We start from the raw sequence: 18,272 nt of genomic DNA, 5'->3' as shown, positions 1-18,272 counted from the left end.
GATCTCCCCGACAGCCGGGCCAGTCCCTCGCGCCGGTCGGCGAGCGCGCGGGCGGCGGCCACCCAGGCGCGCTCCGCCTCGGCGAGCGCCCCCTCGAGCTCCCCGCGCAGCGCGACGGCCGAGCCGAGCCGCTCGCGTTCGGCGGCGAGCCCCTCGGCGAGCTCGGCCTCGGTGGCGGCGACCCGGTCGGCCTCGGCGTCGAGCTGGTCGGGGTCGCGGCCGGGAGCGGCCGCGGGCGGTGCGGCGGAGAGGTGCCGATGCCGTTCGGCGGCGAGCTGGGCGATGCCCCGGAACCGCTCGGACAGCGCCGAGAGCCGGTACCAGGTGTCCGACGCAGCAGCCAGCACCGGTGCCGAGGCGGCGAGGGCGCTCTCCAGGGCGGACTCGCGCCCGGACGCGACGGCGAGCTCGGACTCGACCTGCGCCCGCCGGGCGCGTGCCGCCGTCTCGTCGGCGACGTCGCGGTCGAGGGCGTCGCGGAGCTGCACGAGGTCGTCGGCGAGCAGCCGCAGCCGCGCGTCCCGCAGGTCGGCCTGCACGCCGGCGGCACGACGTGCCACCTCGGCCTGCTTGCCCAGCGGCGTCAGCTGACGGCGCAGCTCGGTGGTGAGGTCCCCGAGCCGGTCGAGGTTGTGCTGCATCCCCTCGAGCTTCCGCAGCGCCTTCTCCTTGCGCTTGCGGTGCTTGAGGACACCGGCCGCCTCCTCGATGAAGGCCCGGCGGTCCTCCGGCCGGCCGGACAGCACGGCGTCGAGCTGCCCCTGGCCGACGATGACGTGCATCTCGCGGCCGATGCCGGAGTCGCTGAGCAGCTCCTGGACGTCGAGCAGGCGGACCTTGTCGCCGTTGATCTCGTACTCGCTCTCCCCGGAGCGGTACATGCGGCGGGTGATCGACACCTCGGCGTACGCGATCGGCAGGGCGCCGTCGGCGTTGTCGATGGTGAGCGTCACCTCGGCGCGGCCCAGGGCGGGGCGGCCGGCGGTGCCGGCGAAGATGACGTCCTCCATCTTGCCGCCGCGCAGGCTCTTCGCGCCCTGCTCGCCGAGGACCCAGGCGATGGCGTCCACGACGTTGGACTTCCCGGACCCGTTGGGGCCGACGACGGCGGTGATCCCTGGTTCCAGCCGCAGCGTGGTGGCGGACGCGAAGGACTTGAATCCCTTGAGCGTCAGGCTGGACAGGTGCACGGGAAGAGGACTCTAGCCCGGATCGGGCCGGGAGCCGAGGGGCCGCGGGGCCCCTGCGGCTGCTGGTGCGGGTGGTGGAGGGGCCGTCAGGCCAGCGCGGGCTCGGCGTTGTCGCCGGCGTGCGAGAGCAGATCGTGGGCGATGGCGGCGTCCCGCTGGATGCGCAGGCGCTCGATCTCCTGCTCCAGGCGCCGCACCTTGGCTCGCAGGAGTGCGTTCTCCTCGACTACTCGGAGCTCCGCGGGTGCGACGAGGTGACCGAACAGGGCCTTGGCCATGACTGCAACGGCCTTTCCGCTGGCGTGAGGGTGTGCCCGGCGCCCCGTGGAACGGTCGGCGCGGGCTGTGGTATCCCCAGGGTGACAGGCCTGGAGACGCTGGTCAACGCGAAGGCCGGACCCTTCCCGTGTCGGGGTGGTGTCGCGTTCGTCACGCCGTGGTGAACCCGCTGCTCCCCTGTACCGGAGCCTTCCGGACGTCGACCCGCGTGACCGTCCCCGGCGCCCGGGGACCGTCGAGCTCGGTGAGCACGCGGCTCACGGCGTCGTCGGCCCCCTCGAGGACGACCTCGACCCGCCCGTCCGGGAGGTTGCGGGCGAAGCCGGCCAGTCCGGCTGCCGAGGCGAGCTCGCGGACGAACCACCGGTACCCCACGCCCTGGACGTGACCGGAGACGACGGCGACCTGTCGCTGGGTCATGACCGGCGGGCTCTTGGGCGCGGCTGGCACTGCCGGCAGCTGTAGCTGGAGCGGTTCATGAACGACTCCCGGTGGATCGGCGTCCCGCATCGGGGGCAGGGACGGTCGGCCTGGCCGTAGACGGCGAGGAAGCGCGAGAAGTACCCGCTCTGACCGTTGACGTCCACGTACAGGGAGTCGAACGAGGTGCCGCCCTGCGCCAGGGCCTCGCTCAGCACGTCGCGGACGCCGTCCAGCAGATCGGCGACCTGGCCGCGGGTGAGCTTGTCGGTGGGGCGGGCGCCGTGCAGCCGGGCCCGCCACAGCGCCTCGTCTGCGTAGATGTTGCCGACGCCGCCGATCAGGGTCTGGTCGAGCAGTGCGCGCTTGACCTCGGTGCGCCGCCGTCGCAGCGCGGCGGAGAAGGCGTCGACGTCGAAGGTGGCGTCGAGCGGGTCGATCGCGATGTGCGCCAGGCGCGGAGGGATGCCCCCGTTGCTCTCCTCGACCGCGAGGCCGCCGAAGGTGCGCTGGTCGACGAAGCGCAGTTCGCGGCCCCCGTCGGTGAAGGTGAACCGCGCGCGCAGGTGCGTCTCGTCGGGCTGCGTCGGCTTCTCGACCAGCAGCTGGCCGCTCATCCCGAGGTGCGCGACGAGGGCGCGGCCCGAGGGGGCGCCGTCCGGTTCGGTGATCGGCAGCCACAGGTACTTGCCGCGCCGGTGCGCCGCGGTGAGGGTGCGGCCGGTCAGGGCGGCGACGAAGTGCTCGGCGCCCTCCAGGTGGCGCCGGACGGCCCGTGGATGGTGCACCTCGACGGCGGCGACCGTCCGCCCGGCGACCCACTGCTCCAGGCCCCGGCGGACGACCTCGACCTCGGGCAGCTCAGGCATCGGCGGTCTCAGGCATCGGTGGACTCAGGCATCGGCGGTCAAGGCCCTCCAGGCGGCCTCGGCGGCTTCCTGCTCGGCGGCCTTCTTCGTCCGCCCCGCGCCGCGACCGTGCACGGTCCCGGCCAGGAGGACCTCGGCGGTGAACGTCTTGGCGTGGTCCGGTCCGTCGTCCGCGACGACGTAGCCCGGAGCCCCGAGGCCGAGGGTGGCGCCGAGCTCCTGCAGGCTGGTCTTCCAGTCCAGGGCGGCGCCGCGGGTGGCGGCCTCGACGAGCAGCGGGTCGAACAGCCGGTGGACGATCCCGGCCGCGGTCTCGAGCCCGCAGCCGAGGTGGACGGCGCCGATCAGCGCCTCCAGCGCGTCGGCCAGGATCGAGTCCTTCTCCCGCCCGCCGGTGGTCTCCTCACCGCGCCCCAGCAGCAGGTGCGGGCCGATGCCGCGCTCCCCCAGCCTCCGGGCGACGGCGGCCAGGGAGGTCATGTTCACGACCGAGGCGCGCAGCTTGGCCAGCTGCCCTTCGGGAAGGGTGGGCTGACTGCGGTAGAGCTCGTCGGTGACGACCAGGCCGAGCACCGAGTCGCCGAGGAACTCCAGGCGCTCGTTGGTCGGCAGTCCGCCGTTCTCGTAGGCGAAGGACCGATGGGTCAGCGCCAGTCCGAGCAGGCCGTCGGGCAGCTCGACGCCGAGGGCGTCGTGCAGCCAGCGAGCGGCCCGCTCGGCGTGCGCATCACCACCCGGCGAGCTCACGGCAGCGCGGTCCGGGTCGTCAGACGGAGAGAACCTGACGGCCGTCGTACTGGCCGCAGGTGGGGCAGGCCTGGTGCGGGGGCTTGAGCTCACCGCAGGCGCGGTTGGGGCACGGCGACAGGGTCGGTGCCGTCGCCTTCCACATCGAGCGGCGCGAGCGGGTGTTGGCGCGGGACATCTTCCGCTTCGGGACTGCCACGGTCAGTTCTCCTTCGTGGGAGGGGTCTCGCCGGGGGCGCCCGACGAGGAAGCAAATTTCGAGGCCAGGCCGGCCCAGCGGGCGTCCACGACCTCGTGGGTGTGGTCGGCGGGCAGGTCGTCGAGGCGTTGGCCGCAGTCGACGCACAGACCGGCGCAGTCCTCGGTGCACACCGGGGCCAGCGGCAGGTTGAGGACAACGGTGTCGCGCAGCAGGGGCTCGAGGTCGAGGAAGTCGCCGTCGATGCGGCGGACCTCGTCCTCCTCGCTGGTCGCCTCGGTGGTGCTGCCGGCGTAGGCGTACAGCTCCTGGATGCCCAGCTCGAGGGTGTCCTCGAAGGGCTCCAGGCAGCGCGCGCAGGAGCCCGCGACCGGGACCTCGGCGTCGCCGGTGACCAGCACGCCCTCCATCACCGATTCCAGCCGGAGCCGCAGGTGGGCCTCGGCACCCGCCGGGACGCCGATCAGCTCGACCCGCCAGTCGGGCGGGGCGGGGACCGTCCGGTCGAGCTCCTGCATGGCGCCCGCCCGGCGACCCAGCTCCCGCAGATCGATCCGCATGAGGTTGGCTGCGGGACGCCGGACGGCCGGGGACCTGGGGCCCGGGGTCACAGCGCCTGAGCGGTGCGGAGAAGCAGAAGGCATGTCGGTACTCGCGGTAGGCAGTGGAGGAAGGCCGGCCGGGCAGAGAAGTTCCCAGCGGTCGGACCAGGGATCGAGACTACCCGATCGACGTCGGCGCCCGACGGGCAGCGAACCGGCTCAGGGTTCGCTCAGGGTTCACGCAGCGTGGTGCGGGCCTTCTCCACCGAGCGGAGCATCCGCTCGAGCGTCGTCCCGAAGTCGGCGAGGCGGCTGTCGACGTACTCGTCCACCTCGGCGCGCATGCGCGCGACATCGGCGGCCGTCTGCGCCCCGAGCTCGTCGGCGCGCGAGACGGCGCCGCGGTAGACCTCGGTCTCGGTGATCAGCCGCTCGTGCTCGAGGACGGCTTCGGCGATGAGCGCCTCACGCTGCGCACGGCCCTCGGCGATCAGCCGGTCGGCCTCCACCTCGGCGTCGGCCAGCAGCTCCTCGGCCTGGGCCTGCGCCTCCGCGAGCAGCTCGTCGCGCTGACGACGGGCGGTGCCGAGCAGCTCGTCACGCTGGCGGCGGGCGGAGTTGAGCAGCTGGTCGCTCTCCCCGCGGGTGCGCCCGGTGAGCCGCTCGGCCTCGGCCTGGGCCTGCTGCAGGATCTCGGTCCGCTGCTCGACGATGGCGCCGGCGGCCTGGACGTCCTCGGGCAGGGACTCCCGCAGATCGTCCAGGAGGTCGAGCAGGTGGTCCCGCGGCACCATGCAGGAGCTGGACATCGGGACGCTGCGGGCGTTCTCGATGACCGTCGTCAGCTCGTCGACGGTCTCGTACAGGCGGTACACGACCTCCGTCACGACGTCTGCCCCGACCGGTTCTCGTCCCGGTGGGCGAGCAGCCGCTCGTGCACGGCCTTGGGCACCAGCCGCGAGACGTCGCCGCCGAACATGGCGATCTGCTTGACCAGGCTCGAGGACAGGTGACCCACCTGCGGGGCGGTCGGGACGAAGAGCGTCTCGACGTTGGCGAGCTCCCGGTTCATCTGCGCCATCTGCAGCTCGTACTCGAAGTCGCTGACGGCGCGCAGGCCCTTCACGATCACCGGGATCTCGTGGGAGCGGCAGTAGTCGACGAGCAGGCCCTGGAAGCTGTCGATCGTGACGTTGGGCAGGTCGGCGACGGCGTCGCGCAGCAGGTCCATGCGCTCCTCGACCGGGAACAGACCCGCCTTGCCGGGGTTCACGAGCACGGCGACGACGAGTTCGTCGTAGAGGCCGGCCGCCCGGTTGATGACGTCGACGTGCCCGTTGGTGACCGGGTCGAAGGATCCGGGGCATACGGCGCGCCTCACGGAGAGCGACCGTACCGGAGCACGGCCTCGCCGTAGCGTCGGTCGCGCAGGCCCGTGAAGGGTGTCGGCCAATCGAAGGGCCGGTCCCGGCTGGCGCGCTCGACCACGACCACGGCGTCCGGGGCGAGCCAGCCGCCCGCGGACAGCGCTTCGAGCACGCCGATCACCTCGTCGTCCGGCGCGGCGTAGGGCGGGTCGGCGAGCACGAGGTCGAAGCGGGCGGGCGGCGCGCCGCCGAGAACCGTGTGCACGGAGCCGGCGACCACCCGGCCGCCCGGCAGTCCCACGGAGGCGAGGTTGGCCTTGAGGACCGGCAGCACCCCGGGCGAGGACTCCACGAACACGACGCTCGCGGCGCCCCGCGACAGCGCCTCCAGGCCGAGGGCGCCCGAGCCGGCGTAGAGGTCCAGGACGCTGGATCCGCGGAGCTCGAGCAGGCTGCCGAGGGAGTTGAACAGCGCCTCCCGCGCCCGGTCGCCGGTGGGTCGCACCCCGGAACGCGGCACCTTCAGCCGCCGGCCCCCCGCCACCCCCGAGATCAGCCTCGTCATGGCGTGGTCATGCCTTCTCCAGCCACTCCGCGCGCTCGTCGGTGGCCAGAGCGGCGACCTCGGCGGCCAATCCTGGGAAGTCGGCGAGCCCACGCTCGGTGTCGAGCAGCGCGGTGGCCTCGGCGCGCGCGGTGGCGATGAGCTCCTCGTCCTCCAGCAGGGAGAGCAGCTTGATGCCCGAACGCCGGCCGGACTGCGCGGCACCCAGGACGTCGCCCTCCCGGCGCGTCTCGAGGTCCAGCCGCGCCAGCTCGAAGCCGTCGGAGGTGGCCGCCACCGCGGCGAGGCGCTGTCCGGTGGGCGAGGCCAGCTTGGCCTCGCTGACGAGGAGGCACAGCCCCGCGTGCTTCCCCCGGGCGACGCGCCCACGGAGCTGGTGCAGCTGGCTGACCCCGAACCGGTCGGCGTCCATGACGACCATGACGGTCGCGTTGGGGACGTCGACGCCGACCTCGACCACGGTGGTGGCGACGAGCACGTCGATCTCCCCGGCCGCGAAGGCCCGCATCCGGGCGTCCTTGTCCTCGGGCGTGAGCCGGCCGTGGAGGACATCGAGTCGGAGCCCGGCGAGGGGGCCGGTGCGCAGGATCTCGGCGATGTCGAGGACGGCCAGCGGGGGACGGCGGTCGCTCTGCGGGCCGTCGTCGGGCGCGCCGTCGACGTCCTCGGGCTCGTCGTCCGCACCCGCCTCGTCCCCGATCCGGGGGCAGACGACGTAGGCCTGCCGGCCGGCGGCGACCTCCTCGCGCAGCCGCTCCCAGGCGCGGTCGAGCCACGCCGGCTTGTCGCTGAGCGGCACGACCGAGCTGCCGACGCCCCCGCGACCGCTGGGCAGCTGACGCAGGGTCGAGATCTCGAGGTCGCCGTAGACGGTCATCGCGACGGTGCGCGGGATGGGCGTCGCGGTCATGACCAGCACGTGGGGGGTGCGACTGCCCTTCGCGCGGAGGGCGTCCCGCTGCTCGACGCCGAAGCGGTGCTGCTCGTCGACGACGACGAGGCCCAGATCGGCGAACTCCACGCCCTCCTGCAGCAGCGCGTGGGTGCCGATCACGATGCCGGCGCGCCCGTCGGCGACCTCCGCCCGCGCCTGCCGCTTGGCGGCCGCCTTCAGCGACCCGGTCAGCAGGGTGACCCGGGTGCCGGCCGGGTCGCCGTCGAGCTCACCCGCCCGGCCGAGGGGTCCGAGCAGCGCGCGGATGCCGCGGGCGTGCTGGGCGGCGAGGACTTCGGTCGGTGCGAGGAGGGCGGCCTGGCCGCCGGAGTCGACGACCTGGGCCATCGCGCGGAGGGCGACGACGGTCTTGCCGGAGCCGACCTCACCCTGCAGCAGCCGGTGCATCGGCTGGTCGCGGTCGAGTTCGGCGGCGAGCTCCTCCCCCACGTCCCGCTGTCCCTCGGTGAGGGAGAACGGCAGCGCGGCATCGACTGCGTCGAGCAGTCCGCCGGCCTTCCGGGGCCGGCGGATGCCGGGTTCGAGGGCGGCCGCGCGCCGGCGCGCGGCGAGGGTGAGCTGAAGGGTGAGCGCCTCGTCCCACTTGAGGCGGTGGGCGGCGCGCTCGACGTCCTCGGGCGTGGTCGGCCGGTGGATGTCGAGCAGCGCGGCGGCGAGGGAGAGCAGGCCGTGGCGGCTGCGCATCTCGTCCGGCAGGGGATCGTCGACCAGCTCGGCGAATCCGCCGCCGGCACCGAGGAGCATCTTGACCGACTTCTGGATGACCCAGCTGGAGACGTCCTTGCTCGCCGGGTAGATCGGGACGAGGGCGCGGGCCCAGTCGGTGTCGTCGTCGGCCGAGTCGAGCAGGTGCATGTCGGGGTGGGCGAACTGCTTCTCGCCGCGGTACTCCCCCACCGTGCCGGCGAACATGCCCCAGGCGTTGACCTTCAGAGCAGTGTGCCGGTGGTTGAAGAACACCAGCTTCATCCGCCCGCTGCCGTCCCCGACCACGACCTCGGTCAGGCTGCCCTTCTTCTGGCGCATCGGACGGGTGGTCACGCTCCGGACCTGGGCCAGCACCGTGACCCGGTCCCCGACCCGGACGTCTGCCAGGTCGGCCTGCTCGCCGCGACGGGCGTAGCGGCGGGGGTAGTGGCGCAGCAGGTCGCGGACGGTCTCCAGACCCAACTGCTCGGCCATGCCCTTCGCGGTCTTGGGTCCGAGGACGCGGGACAGCGGCGTCTGCATCGTCACCGCCATGACGTCACTCGACCCCGACCTGGAGCGGGACGCCGCTCGGTCCGCCGTCGTACCGGATGACCTCGATCGTGGGATGGGCCGCGGCGAGGTGTGCGCAGGCGGCGTCGCCGAGCACCCGTTCGCCGACGACGAGCGTGGCCATCTCCCCGCCCGCGGACAGCAGCCGGTCCAGGAGCTCGCACGCGACGGCGACCAGGTCGCTCCCCACGATCAGCACGTCACCCTCGGCCGAGCCCAGCGCGTCCCCGGGCAGGCACCGGCCGGCCGTGGTGAGCGCCTCCTGCTCGGCCACGGTGACCTCGGCCCAGCGGGTGGCGGCCGCGGCCTCGGCCATGGCGATCACGTCGTCGCCGAAGCGGCGGGCGGGGTCGGCGACGGCGATCGCCGCGAGGCCCTGCACCGGCGAGCGGGTGGGCACGACGCCGACCTCCCGGCCGGCGTCGCGGGCACGGACGGCGGCGCGGGAGGCGACGCCCATCAGTTCCGAGTCGTTGGGCAGGACGACGACCTCGTGGGCGGTGGACGCGACGATCTCGCCGAGGACGTCGTCCTCGGTGACCCCGCCGGGACCGCACGGCAGGACGCGGACGCCCTCGCCGGTGAAGAGCGCGGCGAGCCCGTCGCTGCTGACCACGGCGACGACGGCGCGCGTGCCCTGGACGGGCGCGGAGGCCGGCACCGGCGCCAGCGGCGTCACCGAGATCCGGTACGGACGGCCGGCCTCGATGCCGGCCTCGATGGCGGCCCCGATGTCGGCGACGTGCACGTGGACGTTCCACTCGCGGCCCGTCGGGGTGTCGACGCCGACAACGACGAGGCTGTCGCCGAGCGCGGCGAGGCGCTGGTGCAGGCGGGCGACGGCGTCCTCGTCGGTGTCGGCGAGCAGGTACTGGACCTCACTGCCGTGGCCGGCCGGTGGCTGGTGCGGAAGGTCCTCGCCGGAGTGCCGGTGCCCATGGTTCCGGCGGGCCAGGGGCGGACGGTCCGGTTCGACACCGGTCACCGTCGTCACCAGGGCGTCGAGGACCAGGCAGAGGCCCGCGCCACCCGCGTCGACCACCCCGGCGTCGCGGAGGGCGGCGAGCTGCTCGGTCGTCGCGTCCAGGGCGACGCGGGCGCCGTCGGCCGCGGCGCGGACGACCGCGGCCAGCTCGGCGCAGCCGTCGTCGGCCGCCGCGACCGCGGCGTCGGCCCCCGCGCGGGCGACGGTGAGGAACGTGCCCTCCTCCGGGTCCGCGACCGCGGTGTAGGCGGTGACGGCGGCCTTCTGGAGGGCGCCGGCGAAGGCCGGCCCGTCCGCGGGGGGCTGCCCGGCCAGCTGGTCGGCGAGGCCGCGGAGGAGCTGGGCGAGGATGGTTCCGGAGTTGCCGCGGGCACCGAGCACCGCGCCGCGGGCGAGGATCGACCAGGCCGACTCGGTGGTGCGTGCGCTCTGCCGGTCGAGCTCCGCGACGGCGGCCTGGGCGGTGAGGAGCAGGTTGGTGCCGGTGTCGCCGTCGGGGACCGGGAAGACGTTGAGGTCGTCGAGTCGGCCGCGGAACTCGGACAGGACGTCGACCGCGGCTCGGTACCACTGACCGACCGCGGCGTCGTCCAGCGCCGTCAGCACGGGCGGAGGGTACCCATGACGGGCGACAGGTCCGGTCATCGCGACCGGTTCCGTGCCGGATCGGGGCACGGTCGAGGGGTGCGGCGACACTGTCGCGGAGGAACGGCTAGACTGCTGGACGGTCTTGTTGCGGGTGCTGCCTTGCCCCGCCGTCTGTGAACGAATCTCTGGGAGTGATCAACCGTGGCTGCCGTGTGCGATGTCTGTAACAAGGGGCCCGGTTTCGGCATGTCGGTGTCGCACTCGCACCGCCGCACGCCGCGCCGTTGGAACCCGAACATCCAGTCCGTGCGGGCGCTGATCGCCCCCGGCACCCGTCGCCGGATCAACGCGTGCACCTCGTGCATCCGCGCCGGCAAGGTCGCGCGCGCCTGAGCTGAGGGCCGGCTTCCGGAGCCGCCCGCACCGCACGTCCGACGAACCCCGGAGGTCCCGACCTCCGGGGTTCGTCGTGTGTGCAGGTCGATCACCCGCTGCTCCGATCCGTCGGACGGACAGCTCAGAACGGCGCCGGATCCTCGTCGAGGGCTCCGATCCGTCGGACGGACAGCTCAGAACGGCGCCGGATCCTCGTCGAGGGCTCCTGCCGGTAGGCGCCGCCCCAGGACTCGCTCCTTCAGAGTGAGCGGCGGCGCCTGCTGCCGGGGAGGGTCGCTGCCCGGTGGCGGATGGTCGTCGGTGCCGTATCGGGGTGGGTGGGTGGTGGGCCGGTCGCCGCCGGGGGTGGTCCACTCCAGTCCGCCGTCGGGGAGGCGGCGCATCTTCCAGCCCGGTGCCCGGTGGCTGAGCCGGTGGTGGTGGCGGCACAGGCAGCAGAGGTTGTCGGCGCTGGTGGCGCCGAGGGGCCAGGGCTGATTGTGGTCGAGGTCGCAGCGGATCGCGGGCGCGCGGCAGCCGGGGAAGCGGCACCGCCGATCGCGGGCGCGCACGAACCGCTGCATCGGCTCCGACGGGCGGTAGCCGGGGGTTACCGGTGGCGGACCGAGGCCCGGTCCGTCGGCTGGATGGGTGCAGGGGCGAGTGCCGGTGCGGCAGGCGCGGCGCCAGCAGGTGGCCGCCGCGCGGATGCCCGCGGCAGAGGTGAGGGCCAGCAGCTGACCGGAGATCTCCTCGACCACCGCGATGGCCGGCAGGTGCGCCAGCGCGGTGCCGGCGACGGTGGTGACGCCGAGCAGCTCGGCGATCCGCGCCGCTGCGGCCTCGTCGGCGCTCAGGCCCGGGGGGATGTCATCGGGGGTCGGGGCAGTGCCGTTCCGACCGGCGAGCGGGACGCAGGTCGGCGGCGGGGTCTCCGTGGGCGCTGTCTCCGGCGTGCCCGGGGCGGGCGCGGGCGTGGTCGTGGCGGGCGCCGGCGGGGATGTGGCGGGCGCGCGCGGGGCTGTAGCGGCCGGTCGAGGCAGCAGGTCGAGGGCGTAGGCCAGTTCCCGGACCACCGCGGCGGGCACCGGGTGGCCGTCGATCTCACCCGCCTCGTCGCCGCCGCGCAGGGTGTCGATCGCGGTGACGACGGTGAGCTGCGCCTGCACTGGCGGCAACCCGGTCTCCCCAGGCCGCAGGATCAGGTCCGCCAGGCAGTCGACCATTCGCTGGTCCTTCGTCCGCTCGTCCCCAGGGAACTTGCACACCTCCGCGTACTGCTCGAGGGCGTTGTGACAGGCCAGCGCCATCGGGGTGGTCATCGAGGCCACCCAGGACGCCATTCCATCCCTGCCGGGGAACACACGGACCTGCCGATCGCGGATCGCCCGCGCCAGCCGCCGGGCCGCCTCGGCGGCGTCGGCGCGCAGCACCGCCCGCCGCGCGGTCACCCGCAGTTGTGGCACCGTCTTCCCCGCCGCCCTGGCCAGCAGCCGGGCCTCGACCTCGGCGCGCTTGGCGTCGTCGGTCATCGGGCCGAGCACCTCGACCAGCATCTGCGCATGCGCCCAGCTGATCGTTCCGGCCGACAGCGCGGCCAGGGTGGCCGGCAGCTGCTCGACCAGGGTCACCGACTCGGCCAGCAGCCGCGCCGCCGCGGGCGAGGACAACCCCAGCGCGACCATCACCTCGTCCACGGCCCACTCGCTGACCGCCGTGAGCACCACCGGGCGGGCCGCCCGCGACGCGGCCGCCGCCGCCCCCACCTCCCCGTCGGGCCGGTCCAGCGCCGCCGCCGGCCGCGCGGCGGCGAACGCCGCCAACGCCCGCGCCAGCTCCGCCGCGTCCTGACACTGCCGCAGACGGACCGCCTTCGCCGCCGCCAGATGAGCCGCACCCCGCTCCAGCAGGCGGGCGAAGGAGGCCACCTCGGCCGGCACCTCGACCTCGTCCGGCTGGGAAGCGCCGTACGCGTACTCGCGCCCGTGATTCTCGAGATCGATGGCATACGACCGGTCGCGGGGAGCGTCGATGACCTCCACGGTGAGCGGCCCGGGCCAGGCGTCGAGCCACCCGCGCAGTACCGGCTCGAACGCCGACGGGCGCTCGGCCAGCACTGCATCCAGGTCGATCACGTGTTCGATCGTAGGGGCGACCTATGACAATTCCGGGCGCCCCGACAGGCGCGAGGGAGGTGCCGACGGGGGCGGACAGGTGCCTACCGGCGGGAGGACAGGTGTGACAGGCAGGCGGATGGTGCCCCCACGGCCGCGACGGAGGGACGTCCCGACGGGCGGGCGGACCAGTGTCCGGACAGCGCTCGGCGGCTACGCGCGCCGGGCGCGCACGAGGCCCGGGCCGGTGTCAGCGGGGACAGGCCGGCTCCGCACGTCGCAGCTCAGCGCGCGCCGATGCCCCGTGCGTGCGCGGCGGTGACCACCAGGTCGACGACCGTCTCCAGCGGGATCGCGGTGCTGTCGATCACCAGGTGGTAGTGCCGGGCCGCCGACGGGTCGCACCGGTAGAAGTGCCGCACGTAGGCCTCACGGGTCCGGTCGTTGGCCTCCATCTCGCGGCGCACCTCGTCGGGCGACCGGCCCGACCGCTCGACCGCATCCGCAAGCCTCCGTTCCCGCGGCCCGTCCAGCCGAACGTGGAGCGCGTCGGGCCGGTCCCGCAGCACCATGGCGCCCGCACGACCGAGGACGACTCCCCCCGCGCCCTCGCATATCTCGGCGAGGATCCGCTCGGTCTGCTGGCGGTAGGCCCGGGCGTCGGGCAGGGCCGACGTCGGCAGCACCCCACCCACCGGGTCGGGCATCGTCCCGAGCGAGGCGACCAGCCGCCAGAGACCACGGACGACGGTCTCGTCGTTCGCCTCCGCCTCCTCCACCGACACCCCGAGCCGCCCGGCGACCTGGGCCGGGATCGCGCGGTCGTGGAACGGCAGGCCCAGCCGCTCGGCCACGGCCGGGGCCACCTCCGCTCCCGCCGCGCCGTACGCAGCGGAGAAGGTCACGACGCCCATGTCGACTCCTCCCTCCCGTTCGACGAGCTCTCATCGACCGACGCCCGGTCGGACGAGCAGGGTGTCACTGCGGGGAGGTCCTTGCCCAGGAAGACGGCGTCCGGGGCACACGCGTACACCCCATAGGGGGTCACCGGCCCGTACCCGAGCTGCTCGTACAGCCGCAGCGCCTCGGGTTGGCGCGCACCGGAGTTCAGCACCACCGACCGGTAGCCCGCCTGCGCAGCTGTGCGTTCCAGCGCGTCCACGATCAGCTGCCCGAGCCCGCGCCGGCGGTACCCGGGCGCGACGTAGAGCCGCTTGATCTCGGCCAGCCCCGCACCCATCGCCCGCCACGCGCCCGAGCCGACCGGCTCGCCGTCCACCTCGGCCGCGAGGAAGAGCCCCTGCGGTGGCAGGAACTCCGCCGGGTCCACGACCGCCTCGTCCCGGCCGCCGTAGCGCGCCACGTACTCCTGCTGCACCTGCTCCACCAGGTCCTGCGCCACCGGGTCGTCGTAGGGCAGCGCCCGCAACCGGACCGCCACGCCGTCCCGCAGCACGCCCTCGAGGCCCACCGGCCGCTCAGCCGAAGTGGACATGACCCGCACCTTCCGCACCGACCGACTTCACGACCGAGGCGGCCGCCTCGCCGCTCACCAGCACAGCCGGCTTCTTCTTGCCGACGGCCCGCACCGTGCCGATCGCCGTCCAGCCCTCGGGGAGCGCGACCCGGGGCGGGAAGGTGGCCACCAGGGCGTGATCCTCCCCACCGGTCAGGACCCAGGACAGCGGGTCGGCGCCCAGCGCCGCCGCCACCTGCTGCAGGGTTCCCGTCGGTTCCAGGCAGGCCTCGGTCAGCGCGGCCCGGTCCAGGTCGATGATCACGCCGCTCTTCTCGGCGATGTGCGAGACATCGGCGAGCAGCCCGTCGCTGACGTCGCACATCGCCCGCGCCCCCGCGTCCGCGGCGGCCGGTCCGGCCGCGTAGGGCGGGGCCGGCCGGCGGTGCGCCGCCACGGCGGCGACCGGACTGCTGAACCCCCGCCGGAGGACGGCCAGGCCGCAGGCTGCCCACCCGAGGCGACCGGCCAGTGCCACGACGTCGCCGTGCCGGGCCCCTGACCGGAGCACCGCGGGCCGCCCGTACAGGTCCCCGAGCGCGGTCACCGAGATCACCACGGACGCGCTGTCGGAGGCCGCCGCAACCAGGTCACCCCCGACGACGGCGGCCCCCAGCGGCGCGCACTCCGCGGCGAGGCCGGCTGCCACCCCCTCGAGCCAGGCGGTCTGGGTGTCCGGCGGGCAGGCGACCCCGACGAGCAGCGCGGAGGCCACGCCACCCATGGCGGCGACGTCGGCGAGATTGGCCGCGGCCGCCTTGTGGCCGATGTCCTCCGGCGAGGACCAGTCCCGCCGGAAGTGGCGGCCCTCGACGAGGACGTCGGTGGTCGCGACGATCCGCTTGTCCGGGGCGCGCACGACCGCGGCGTCATCGCCCGGTCCGACCTCCGCGGAGCGCGCCTTGCCGGCCTGCGCCAGCACCCGCGCGATCACGCCGAACTCCCCCACCACCCGGACGGTGTCGGCCGGGTCGCCGCGGGGAACCAGTGGGCGGGGCCGAGTCATCGGTTCCTTCCGGTCGCTGGGGTAGGTTGCCGAATTGTCCGCCGACCGGCGGGAACGCCGTGCCGGCAGTGTTGCCCGAGGGAAGGTCTTCCGTGGTCCACGCCTACATCCTCATCCAGACCGAAGTCGGCAAGGCAGCCCAGGTCGCCGCGACCATCAGTGAGATCGACGGCGTGGCCAAGGCCGAGGACGTCACCGGCCCCTACGACGTCATCGTCCGGGCAGAGGCGGAGACGATCGACGAGCTCGGCCGGCTGGTCGTGGCCCGGGTGCAGTCGGTCGACGGGATCACCCGCACCCTGACCTGCCCGGTCGTCAACATCTGAGCACCGTCCTGACCGGGCAGCCCGCGGCGCCTCCCGAGGACCCGTTCCGCCGCGCCGCGCTCATCGCGCTCGCCGTGCTGGTCCCGGTGGTCGTCGCCGTCGTCGTGCTGGTCAACGTCCTGGGCGGCCGGTCCGAGGATCACGAGGGCCACGAGGGGCCGGCCGAGATCGAGGGCAGCGTGCCGTCCGTGCGGGCCGACCTGCCCGTCCTGCCCGTCGAGGTCCCGCCGGTGACCCCGGAGGCCGACGCGTCCTGCCCGGCAGTCATGTCCGCCCTCCCCCTCGACCTGCAGGGCGAGCCGTCCCGGCAGGTGCAGTCGGACTCCCCCTTCGCCTACGCCTGGGGAGAGCCGCCCGTGGTGCTCATCTGCGGCGTGGAGCGGCCGGCCGGCTTCACCGTCGGCGTCTCGGCGATCCAGATCAACGGCGTGCAGTGGTACGTCGACATCAGCGACCCCGACACCACCGTGTGGACGACGATCGACCGGCCCGTGTACGTGCAGGTCCGCCTGCCCGCCGAGGTCGACAGCGCCCCGGTGACCGTGCTCAGCACCCCGATCGGCCAGGCCCTCCCGTACCGGGAGCCCACGCCCGGGCCGTGACCCTGACGCCGTGACCCTCACGGCGCCGGGACGACGACCTCGGCCTCCGTCGGGCCGCCGCACTCCTCCGTGCCACCCACCCGCACCCAGTCGGGAGTTCCCGTCAGCTCCGTGAGGACGCCGTCCCCGCCGCTCACCGTGACGACGAGCTCCTCGCGCGGTCCGTCCAGCGAGTAGCTCGCCGCGCCACCGTCCAGCTGCTGGGTCGTCCCCTCGTTCTCCGGCGACGGGTCCGGCCTCGGCAGCGGACCGGTCCCGGGTCGGGGCACCGGCACCTCCTCCGGCTGCGGGAGCACGGTCAGGTCGTCCGGCGAGATCCGCCCGCACGCCACCCCGTCAGGGCACCGCACGCGCACGGACCGCGGCTCTCCGTCCGTCCAGCCGCCCGCCAACCGGACCGTCAGCGACGCCCCGTGCAGCATCGCGGGGCAGGTCGTGGCAGATGTGCTGCAGCCGGCCAGTCCGAGGACCAGTACCGAGACCAGGACCGACCGGAACACGCCGCCGACCATGCCACGCCGCAGCCGCGGCGCCTAGCGCGGCGGCAGGCGGTCCAGCTGGGCCGCGAGGACGGCGCGGACCTCCTCCTCGGCGGCATCGACCGAGTCGGCGACCGCCGTCGCCGAGACGCTGAACATCCCGTGCACGCACCAGGCGAGCGCGGCGGGGCCGTGCAGCTGCTCCGGGTCGGGATCCGGCACGGTGAGCAGCCAGCAGTCGCCCGGCAGACCGGCGGGCTCCTCCGACAGCATGCCGCCGTAGTGCTCGGCCTCGTTCCGCGCGAGGTCCTCGACGTAGGCCGCCGCACCGGCGCGGACGTCGAACTGGTCCACGAAGACCCCGGTCAGCGGCCCGCTGTCGCTCCCCCAGAACCGCTCCCAGCCGTGCCGGTAGCCGTAGTCCTCCAGCACCGCCCGTTCGCGCGCCGGGTCCTCGGCGTAGCCGGCGACGTCCTCGACCCGCTTCGCGCCGGCCGGCGGGTCGAGGTCCCCGTCGGAGAGGCGGGGCAGCCCCGAGGGCACCTCGGGAACGATCAGGGCCCCGAGGTCGTCGGCCGAGGCGGGCGGCGGGACACCCCGGCCTGGGCTGGCCGCCTCCTCCACCGGCCGCGCGCACGCGCCGACCGCCGGCAGGAGGCACAGGACGACGAGCGGGACGACGATCCCGCGGGAGCGCCGACCAGAGCTCACCGAGCGGCCCGCGGTCCGCCGTCCCGTGCGGTGCCGTCGAGAGCGGTCGTGATCAGCCGGTCCACGAGCTCGGGGTAGGTCACCCCGCTGGCCGCCCACATCCGCGGGAACATCGAGTTGGGCGTGAACCCGGGCATCGTGTTGACCTCGTTGATGACCAGCCGGTCGCCGCCGTCGGGCGCCGTCCCCAGGAAGAAGTCGACCCGCGCCAGCCCGGAGCAGTCCAGCGCCAGGTAGGCGCGGCAGGCGGCCTCCTGGACGGCCGCCGTCTGCTCGGGCGTCAGGTCGGCGGGGATGTCGAAGTCCACGGAGTCGTCGGCGTGGAGGTACTTCGCCGCGAAGTCGTACCAGTCGACGCCCGGGCGCAGCCGGATCTCCGCCGGCAGGCTCGCGTCCGGCAGCCCGGCCCCCCTGGGGGCGAGCACGGCGCACTCGATCTCCCGGCCCGGGACCGACGCCTCCACGATCACCTTCGGGTCGACGGCGGCGGCGGTGGCCACGGCCTCGGCGAACTCCGCCCAGTCGGTGACCTTGGTGATGCCGATGCTCGACCCGGCCCGCGACGGCTTCACGAAGACCGGCAGGCCCAGTCGCTCGCGCGCCGCCTCGTCCAGCACCGCGGGATCCGGGCACACCGCCCCCGCGGCGTCGCGCAGCACCACGTGGTCGCCCTGCGGCAGCCCCGCGGCGGCGAGGAGCTTCTTGGTGAACTCCTTGTCCATCGAGGCGGCGCTGGAGAAGACGCCCGACCCCACGTAGGGCAGCCCGGCCATCTCCAGCAGCCCCTGGATGGTCCCGTCCTCGCCGTAGGCGCCGTGCAGGACCGGGAAGACGACGTCGACCTCGGTGAGCGCCCGGCCGATCCCGGCCCCCGGTTCGAGGACGGCGAGCCCGCGGCCGGCCGGGTCGCCGACGAGCGACACCGCCGTCCCGCCGGTCACCTCGGGCAGCGCACCGCCGGTGATGGCCAGCCGCTGGTCCGGATCGGCCAGCACCCAGCGTCCGTCGGTGGCGATGCCGACGCGCACGACCTCGTACCGGTCGGGGTCGAGCGCCGCGATGACGCTCCCCGCCGAGACGCAGGAGATGGCGTGCTCCGCGCTGCGGCCACCGAACACGACTGCCACGCGCACCTTGCCGGCACCGACCCCGGCCCGCCCACCCATGACGCTCATCG

At 74.4% G+C, this 18,272-nt stretch carries 22 protein-coding genes; 3 read left to right on the top strand and 19 right to left on the bottom strand.

The window, feature by feature from the left end; genetic code table 11:
* The 12 genes from E4P39_RS21390 to E4P39_RS21335 form a co-directional block, all read right to left on the bottom strand.
* Nucleotides 1–1,190, bottom strand: a 1,190-nt coding sequence (locus E4P39_RS21390; protein ID WP_167762027.1) for an AAA family ATPase, incomplete at its 3' end; no start/stop codon positions are given.
* A gap of 86 nt (nucleotides 1,191–1,276) precedes the next feature.
* The gene (locus tag E4P39_RS21385; protein ID WP_135138655.1) at nucleotides 1,277–1,468 is read right to left on the bottom strand and encodes a hypothetical protein; all 192 of its coding nucleotides are present in this window, start codon (nucleotides 1,466–1,468) and stop codon (nucleotides 1,277–1,279) included.
* A 151-nt stretch (nucleotides 1,469–1,619) separates the two neighbouring features.
* Complete coding sequence (locus E4P39_RS21380; protein ID WP_135138654.1) at nucleotides 1,620–1,889, bottom strand: acylphosphatase; 270 nt, start codon at nucleotides 1,887–1,889, stop codon at nucleotides 1,620–1,622.
* A complete protein-coding gene (mutM, locus tag E4P39_RS21375) occupies nucleotides 1,886–2,758 on the bottom strand; it encodes a bifunctional DNA-formamidopyrimidine glycosylase/DNA-(apurinic or apyrimidinic site) lyase (RefSeq protein WP_135138653.1) in 873 nt (290 codons plus the stop codon). Before mutM ends, E4P39_RS21380 begins: the two co-directional genes overlap by 4 nt.
* Nucleotides 2,759–2,782: 24 nt before the next feature.
* The gene (rnc, locus tag E4P39_RS21370) at nucleotides 2,783–3,505 is read right to left on the bottom strand and encodes a ribonuclease III (protein WP_135138652.1); all 723 of its coding nucleotides are present in this window, start codon (nucleotides 3,503–3,505) and stop codon (nucleotides 2,783–2,785) included.
* Between the two features lie 19 nt (nucleotides 3,506–3,524).
* Complete coding sequence (gene rpmF / locus E4P39_RS21365; RefSeq protein WP_092196382.1) at nucleotides 3,525–3,704, bottom strand: 50S ribosomal protein L32; 180 nt, start codon at nucleotides 3,702–3,704, stop codon at nucleotides 3,525–3,527.
* 2 nt (nucleotides 3,705–3,706) lie between these two features.
* Nucleotides 3,707–4,264: a YceD family protein gene (locus E4P39_RS21360; RefSeq protein WP_245160019.1), complete on the bottom strand. Its 558-nt coding sequence runs from the start codon at nucleotides 4,262–4,264 to the stop codon at nucleotides 3,707–3,709.
* Between the two features lie 212 nt (nucleotides 4,265–4,476).
* Nucleotides 4,477–5,133: a hypothetical protein gene (locus E4P39_RS21355; protein ID WP_135138650.1), complete on the bottom strand. Its 657-nt coding sequence runs from the start codon at nucleotides 5,131–5,133 to the stop codon at nucleotides 4,477–4,479.
* The gene (coaD, locus tag E4P39_RS21350) at nucleotides 5,130–5,627 is read right to left on the bottom strand and encodes a pantetheine-phosphate adenylyltransferase (protein ID WP_135138649.1); all 498 of its coding nucleotides are present in this window, start codon (nucleotides 5,625–5,627) and stop codon (nucleotides 5,130–5,132) included. The genes E4P39_RS21355 and coaD overlap by 4 nt, the downstream gene beginning before the upstream one ends.
* On the bottom strand, nucleotides 5,624–6,178 hold the full coding sequence (rsmD, locus tag E4P39_RS21345) for a 16S rRNA (guanine(966)-N(2))-methyltransferase RsmD (RefSeq protein ID WP_135138648.1): 555 nt from the start codon (nucleotides 6,176–6,178) through the stop codon (nucleotides 5,624–5,626). Before rsmD ends, coaD begins: the two co-directional genes overlap by 4 nt.
* 7 nt (nucleotides 6,179–6,185) lie before the next feature.
* Nucleotides 6,186–8,375 (bottom strand): ATP-dependent DNA helicase RecG, encoded by a 2,190-nt coding sequence (gene recG, locus E4P39_RS21340; protein ID WP_135138647.1) that lies wholly within the window; start codon nucleotides 8,373–8,375, stop codon nucleotides 6,186–6,188.
* 4 nt (nucleotides 8,376–8,379) lie between these two features.
* Nucleotides 8,380–9,984 (bottom strand): DAK2 domain-containing protein, encoded by a 1,605-nt coding sequence (locus E4P39_RS21335; RefSeq protein WP_135138646.1) that lies wholly within the window; start codon nucleotides 9,982–9,984, stop codon nucleotides 8,380–8,382.
* Nucleotides 9,985–10,167: 183 nt separating this feature from the next.
* Here E4P39_RS21335 and rpmB point away from each other — a divergent pair, with 183 nt between their 5' ends.
* Entirely contained in the window at nucleotides 10,168–10,359 is a 192-nt protein-coding gene (rpmB, locus tag E4P39_RS21330) for a 50S ribosomal protein L28 (RefSeq protein ID WP_135138645.1), read from the top strand.
* Nucleotides 10,360–10,535: 176 nt separating this feature from the next.
* On the opposite strand, the gene E4P39_RS21325 is transcribed toward rpmB, so the two are convergent.
* The 4 genes from E4P39_RS21325 to E4P39_RS21310 all read right to left on the bottom strand — a co-directional run bounded on the left by E4P39_RS21325 (nucleotide 10,536) and on the right by E4P39_RS21310 (nucleotide 14,977).
* Entirely contained in the window at nucleotides 10,536–12,476 is a 1,941-nt protein-coding gene (locus E4P39_RS21325) for an HNH endonuclease signature motif containing protein (protein WP_135138644.1), read from the bottom strand.
* 263 nt (nucleotides 12,477–12,739) lie between these two features.
* Nucleotides 12,740–13,369, bottom strand: coding sequence for a cytidylate kinase-like family protein (locus E4P39_RS21320; RefSeq protein WP_135138643.1), 630 nt, complete (start codon nucleotides 13,367–13,369; stop codon nucleotides 12,740–12,742).
* Nucleotides 13,357–13,950, bottom strand: a complete 594-nt coding sequence (locus E4P39_RS21315) for a GNAT family N-acetyltransferase (RefSeq protein WP_135138642.1) — start codon at nucleotides 13,948–13,950, stop codon at nucleotides 13,357–13,359. Before E4P39_RS21315 ends, E4P39_RS21320 begins: the two co-directional genes overlap by 13 nt.
* A complete protein-coding gene (locus E4P39_RS21310) occupies nucleotides 13,934–14,977 on the bottom strand; it encodes a thiamine-phosphate kinase (protein WP_135138641.1) in 1,044 nt (347 codons plus the stop codon). Before E4P39_RS21310 ends, E4P39_RS21315 begins: the two co-directional genes overlap by 17 nt.
* A 92-nt stretch (nucleotides 14,978–15,069) precedes the next feature.
* Between E4P39_RS21310 and E4P39_RS21305 the strand changes: the two genes are divergently transcribed.
* Nucleotides 15,070–15,303, top strand: coding sequence for an Lrp/AsnC ligand binding domain-containing protein (locus tag E4P39_RS21305; protein ID WP_135138640.1), 234 nt, complete (start codon nucleotides 15,070–15,072; stop codon nucleotides 15,301–15,303).
* A 74-nt stretch (nucleotides 15,304–15,377) separates the two neighbouring features.
* Nucleotides 15,378–15,905: a DUF3515 domain-containing protein gene (locus tag E4P39_RS21300; protein WP_245160018.1), complete on the top strand. Its 528-nt coding sequence runs from the start codon at nucleotides 15,378–15,380 to the stop codon at nucleotides 15,903–15,905.
* 17 nt (nucleotides 15,906–15,922) lie between these two features.
* Here E4P39_RS21300 and E4P39_RS21295 read toward each other — a convergent pair whose 3' ends face one another.
* The 3 genes from E4P39_RS21295 to E4P39_RS21285 are packed head-to-tail and all read right to left on the bottom strand — an operon-like array spanning nucleotide 15,923 to nucleotide 18,270.
* Nucleotides 15,923–16,405 carry a hypothetical protein gene (locus E4P39_RS21295; RefSeq protein ID WP_135138638.1) on the bottom strand — a complete coding sequence of 161 codons (483 nt, stop codon included), beginning with the start codon at nucleotides 16,403–16,405 and terminating at the stop codon, nucleotides 15,923–15,925.
* Between the two features lie 33 nt (nucleotides 16,406–16,438).
* Entirely contained in the window at nucleotides 16,439–17,095 is a 657-nt protein-coding gene (locus E4P39_RS21290; RefSeq protein ID WP_135138637.1) for a hypothetical protein, read from the bottom strand.
* Entirely contained in the window at nucleotides 17,092–18,270 is a 1,179-nt protein-coding gene (locus E4P39_RS21285) for a D-alanine--D-alanine ligase family protein (protein ID WP_280790884.1), read from the bottom strand. Before E4P39_RS21285 ends, E4P39_RS21290 begins: the two co-directional genes overlap by 4 nt.
* Nucleotides 18,271–18,272: the final 2 nt, after the last annotated feature.

Origin of the sequence: Blastococcus sp. CT_GayMR19 (assembly GCF_004570385.1) — a bacterium.
Classification (GTDB): domain Bacteria; phylum Actinomycetota; class Actinomycetes; order Mycobacteriales; family Geodermatophilaceae; genus Blastococcus_B.
This window is presented reverse-complemented; position numbering and strand designations above follow the sequence as displayed.

Coding starts and splice junctions, on each gene's coding strand:
- E4P39_RS21385 (WP_135138655.1), bottom strand. CDS start 1,468: ATGGCCAAGGCCCTGTTCGGTCACCTCGTCGCACCCGCGGAGCTCCGA.
- E4P39_RS21380 (WP_135138654.1), bottom strand. CDS start 1,889: ATGACCCAGCGACAGGTCGCCGTCGTCTCCGGTCACGTCCAGGGCGTG.
- mutM (WP_135138653.1), bottom strand. CDS start 2,758: ATGCCTGAGCTGCCCGAGGTCGAGGTCGTCCGCCGGGGCCTGGAGCAG.
- E4P39_RS21360 (WP_245160019.1), bottom strand. CDS start 4,264: ATGCGGATCGATCTGCGGGAGCTGGGTCGCCGGGCGGGCGCCATGCAG.
- rsmD (WP_135138648.1), bottom strand. CDS start 6,178: ATGACGAGGCTGATCTCGGGGGTGGCGGGGGGCCGGCGGCTGAAGGTG.
- recG (WP_135138647.1), bottom strand. CDS start 8,375: ATGGCGGTGACGATGCAGACGCCGCTGTCCCGCGTCCTCGGACCCAAG.
- E4P39_RS21320 (WP_135138643.1), bottom strand. CDS start 13,369: ATGGGCGTCGTGACCTTCTCCGCTGCGTACGGCGCGGCGGGAGCGGAG.
- E4P39_RS21315 (WP_135138642.1), bottom strand. CDS start 13,950: ATGTCCACTTCGGCTGAGCGGCCGGTGGGCCTCGAGGGCGTGCTGCGG.
- E4P39_RS21310 (WP_135138641.1), bottom strand. CDS start 14,977: ATGACTCGGCCCCGCCCACTGGTTCCCCGCGGCGACCCGGCCGACACC.
- E4P39_RS21285 (WP_280790884.1), bottom strand. CDS start 18,270: ATGAGCGTCATGGGTGGGCGGGCCGGGGTCGGTGCCGGCAAGGTGCGC.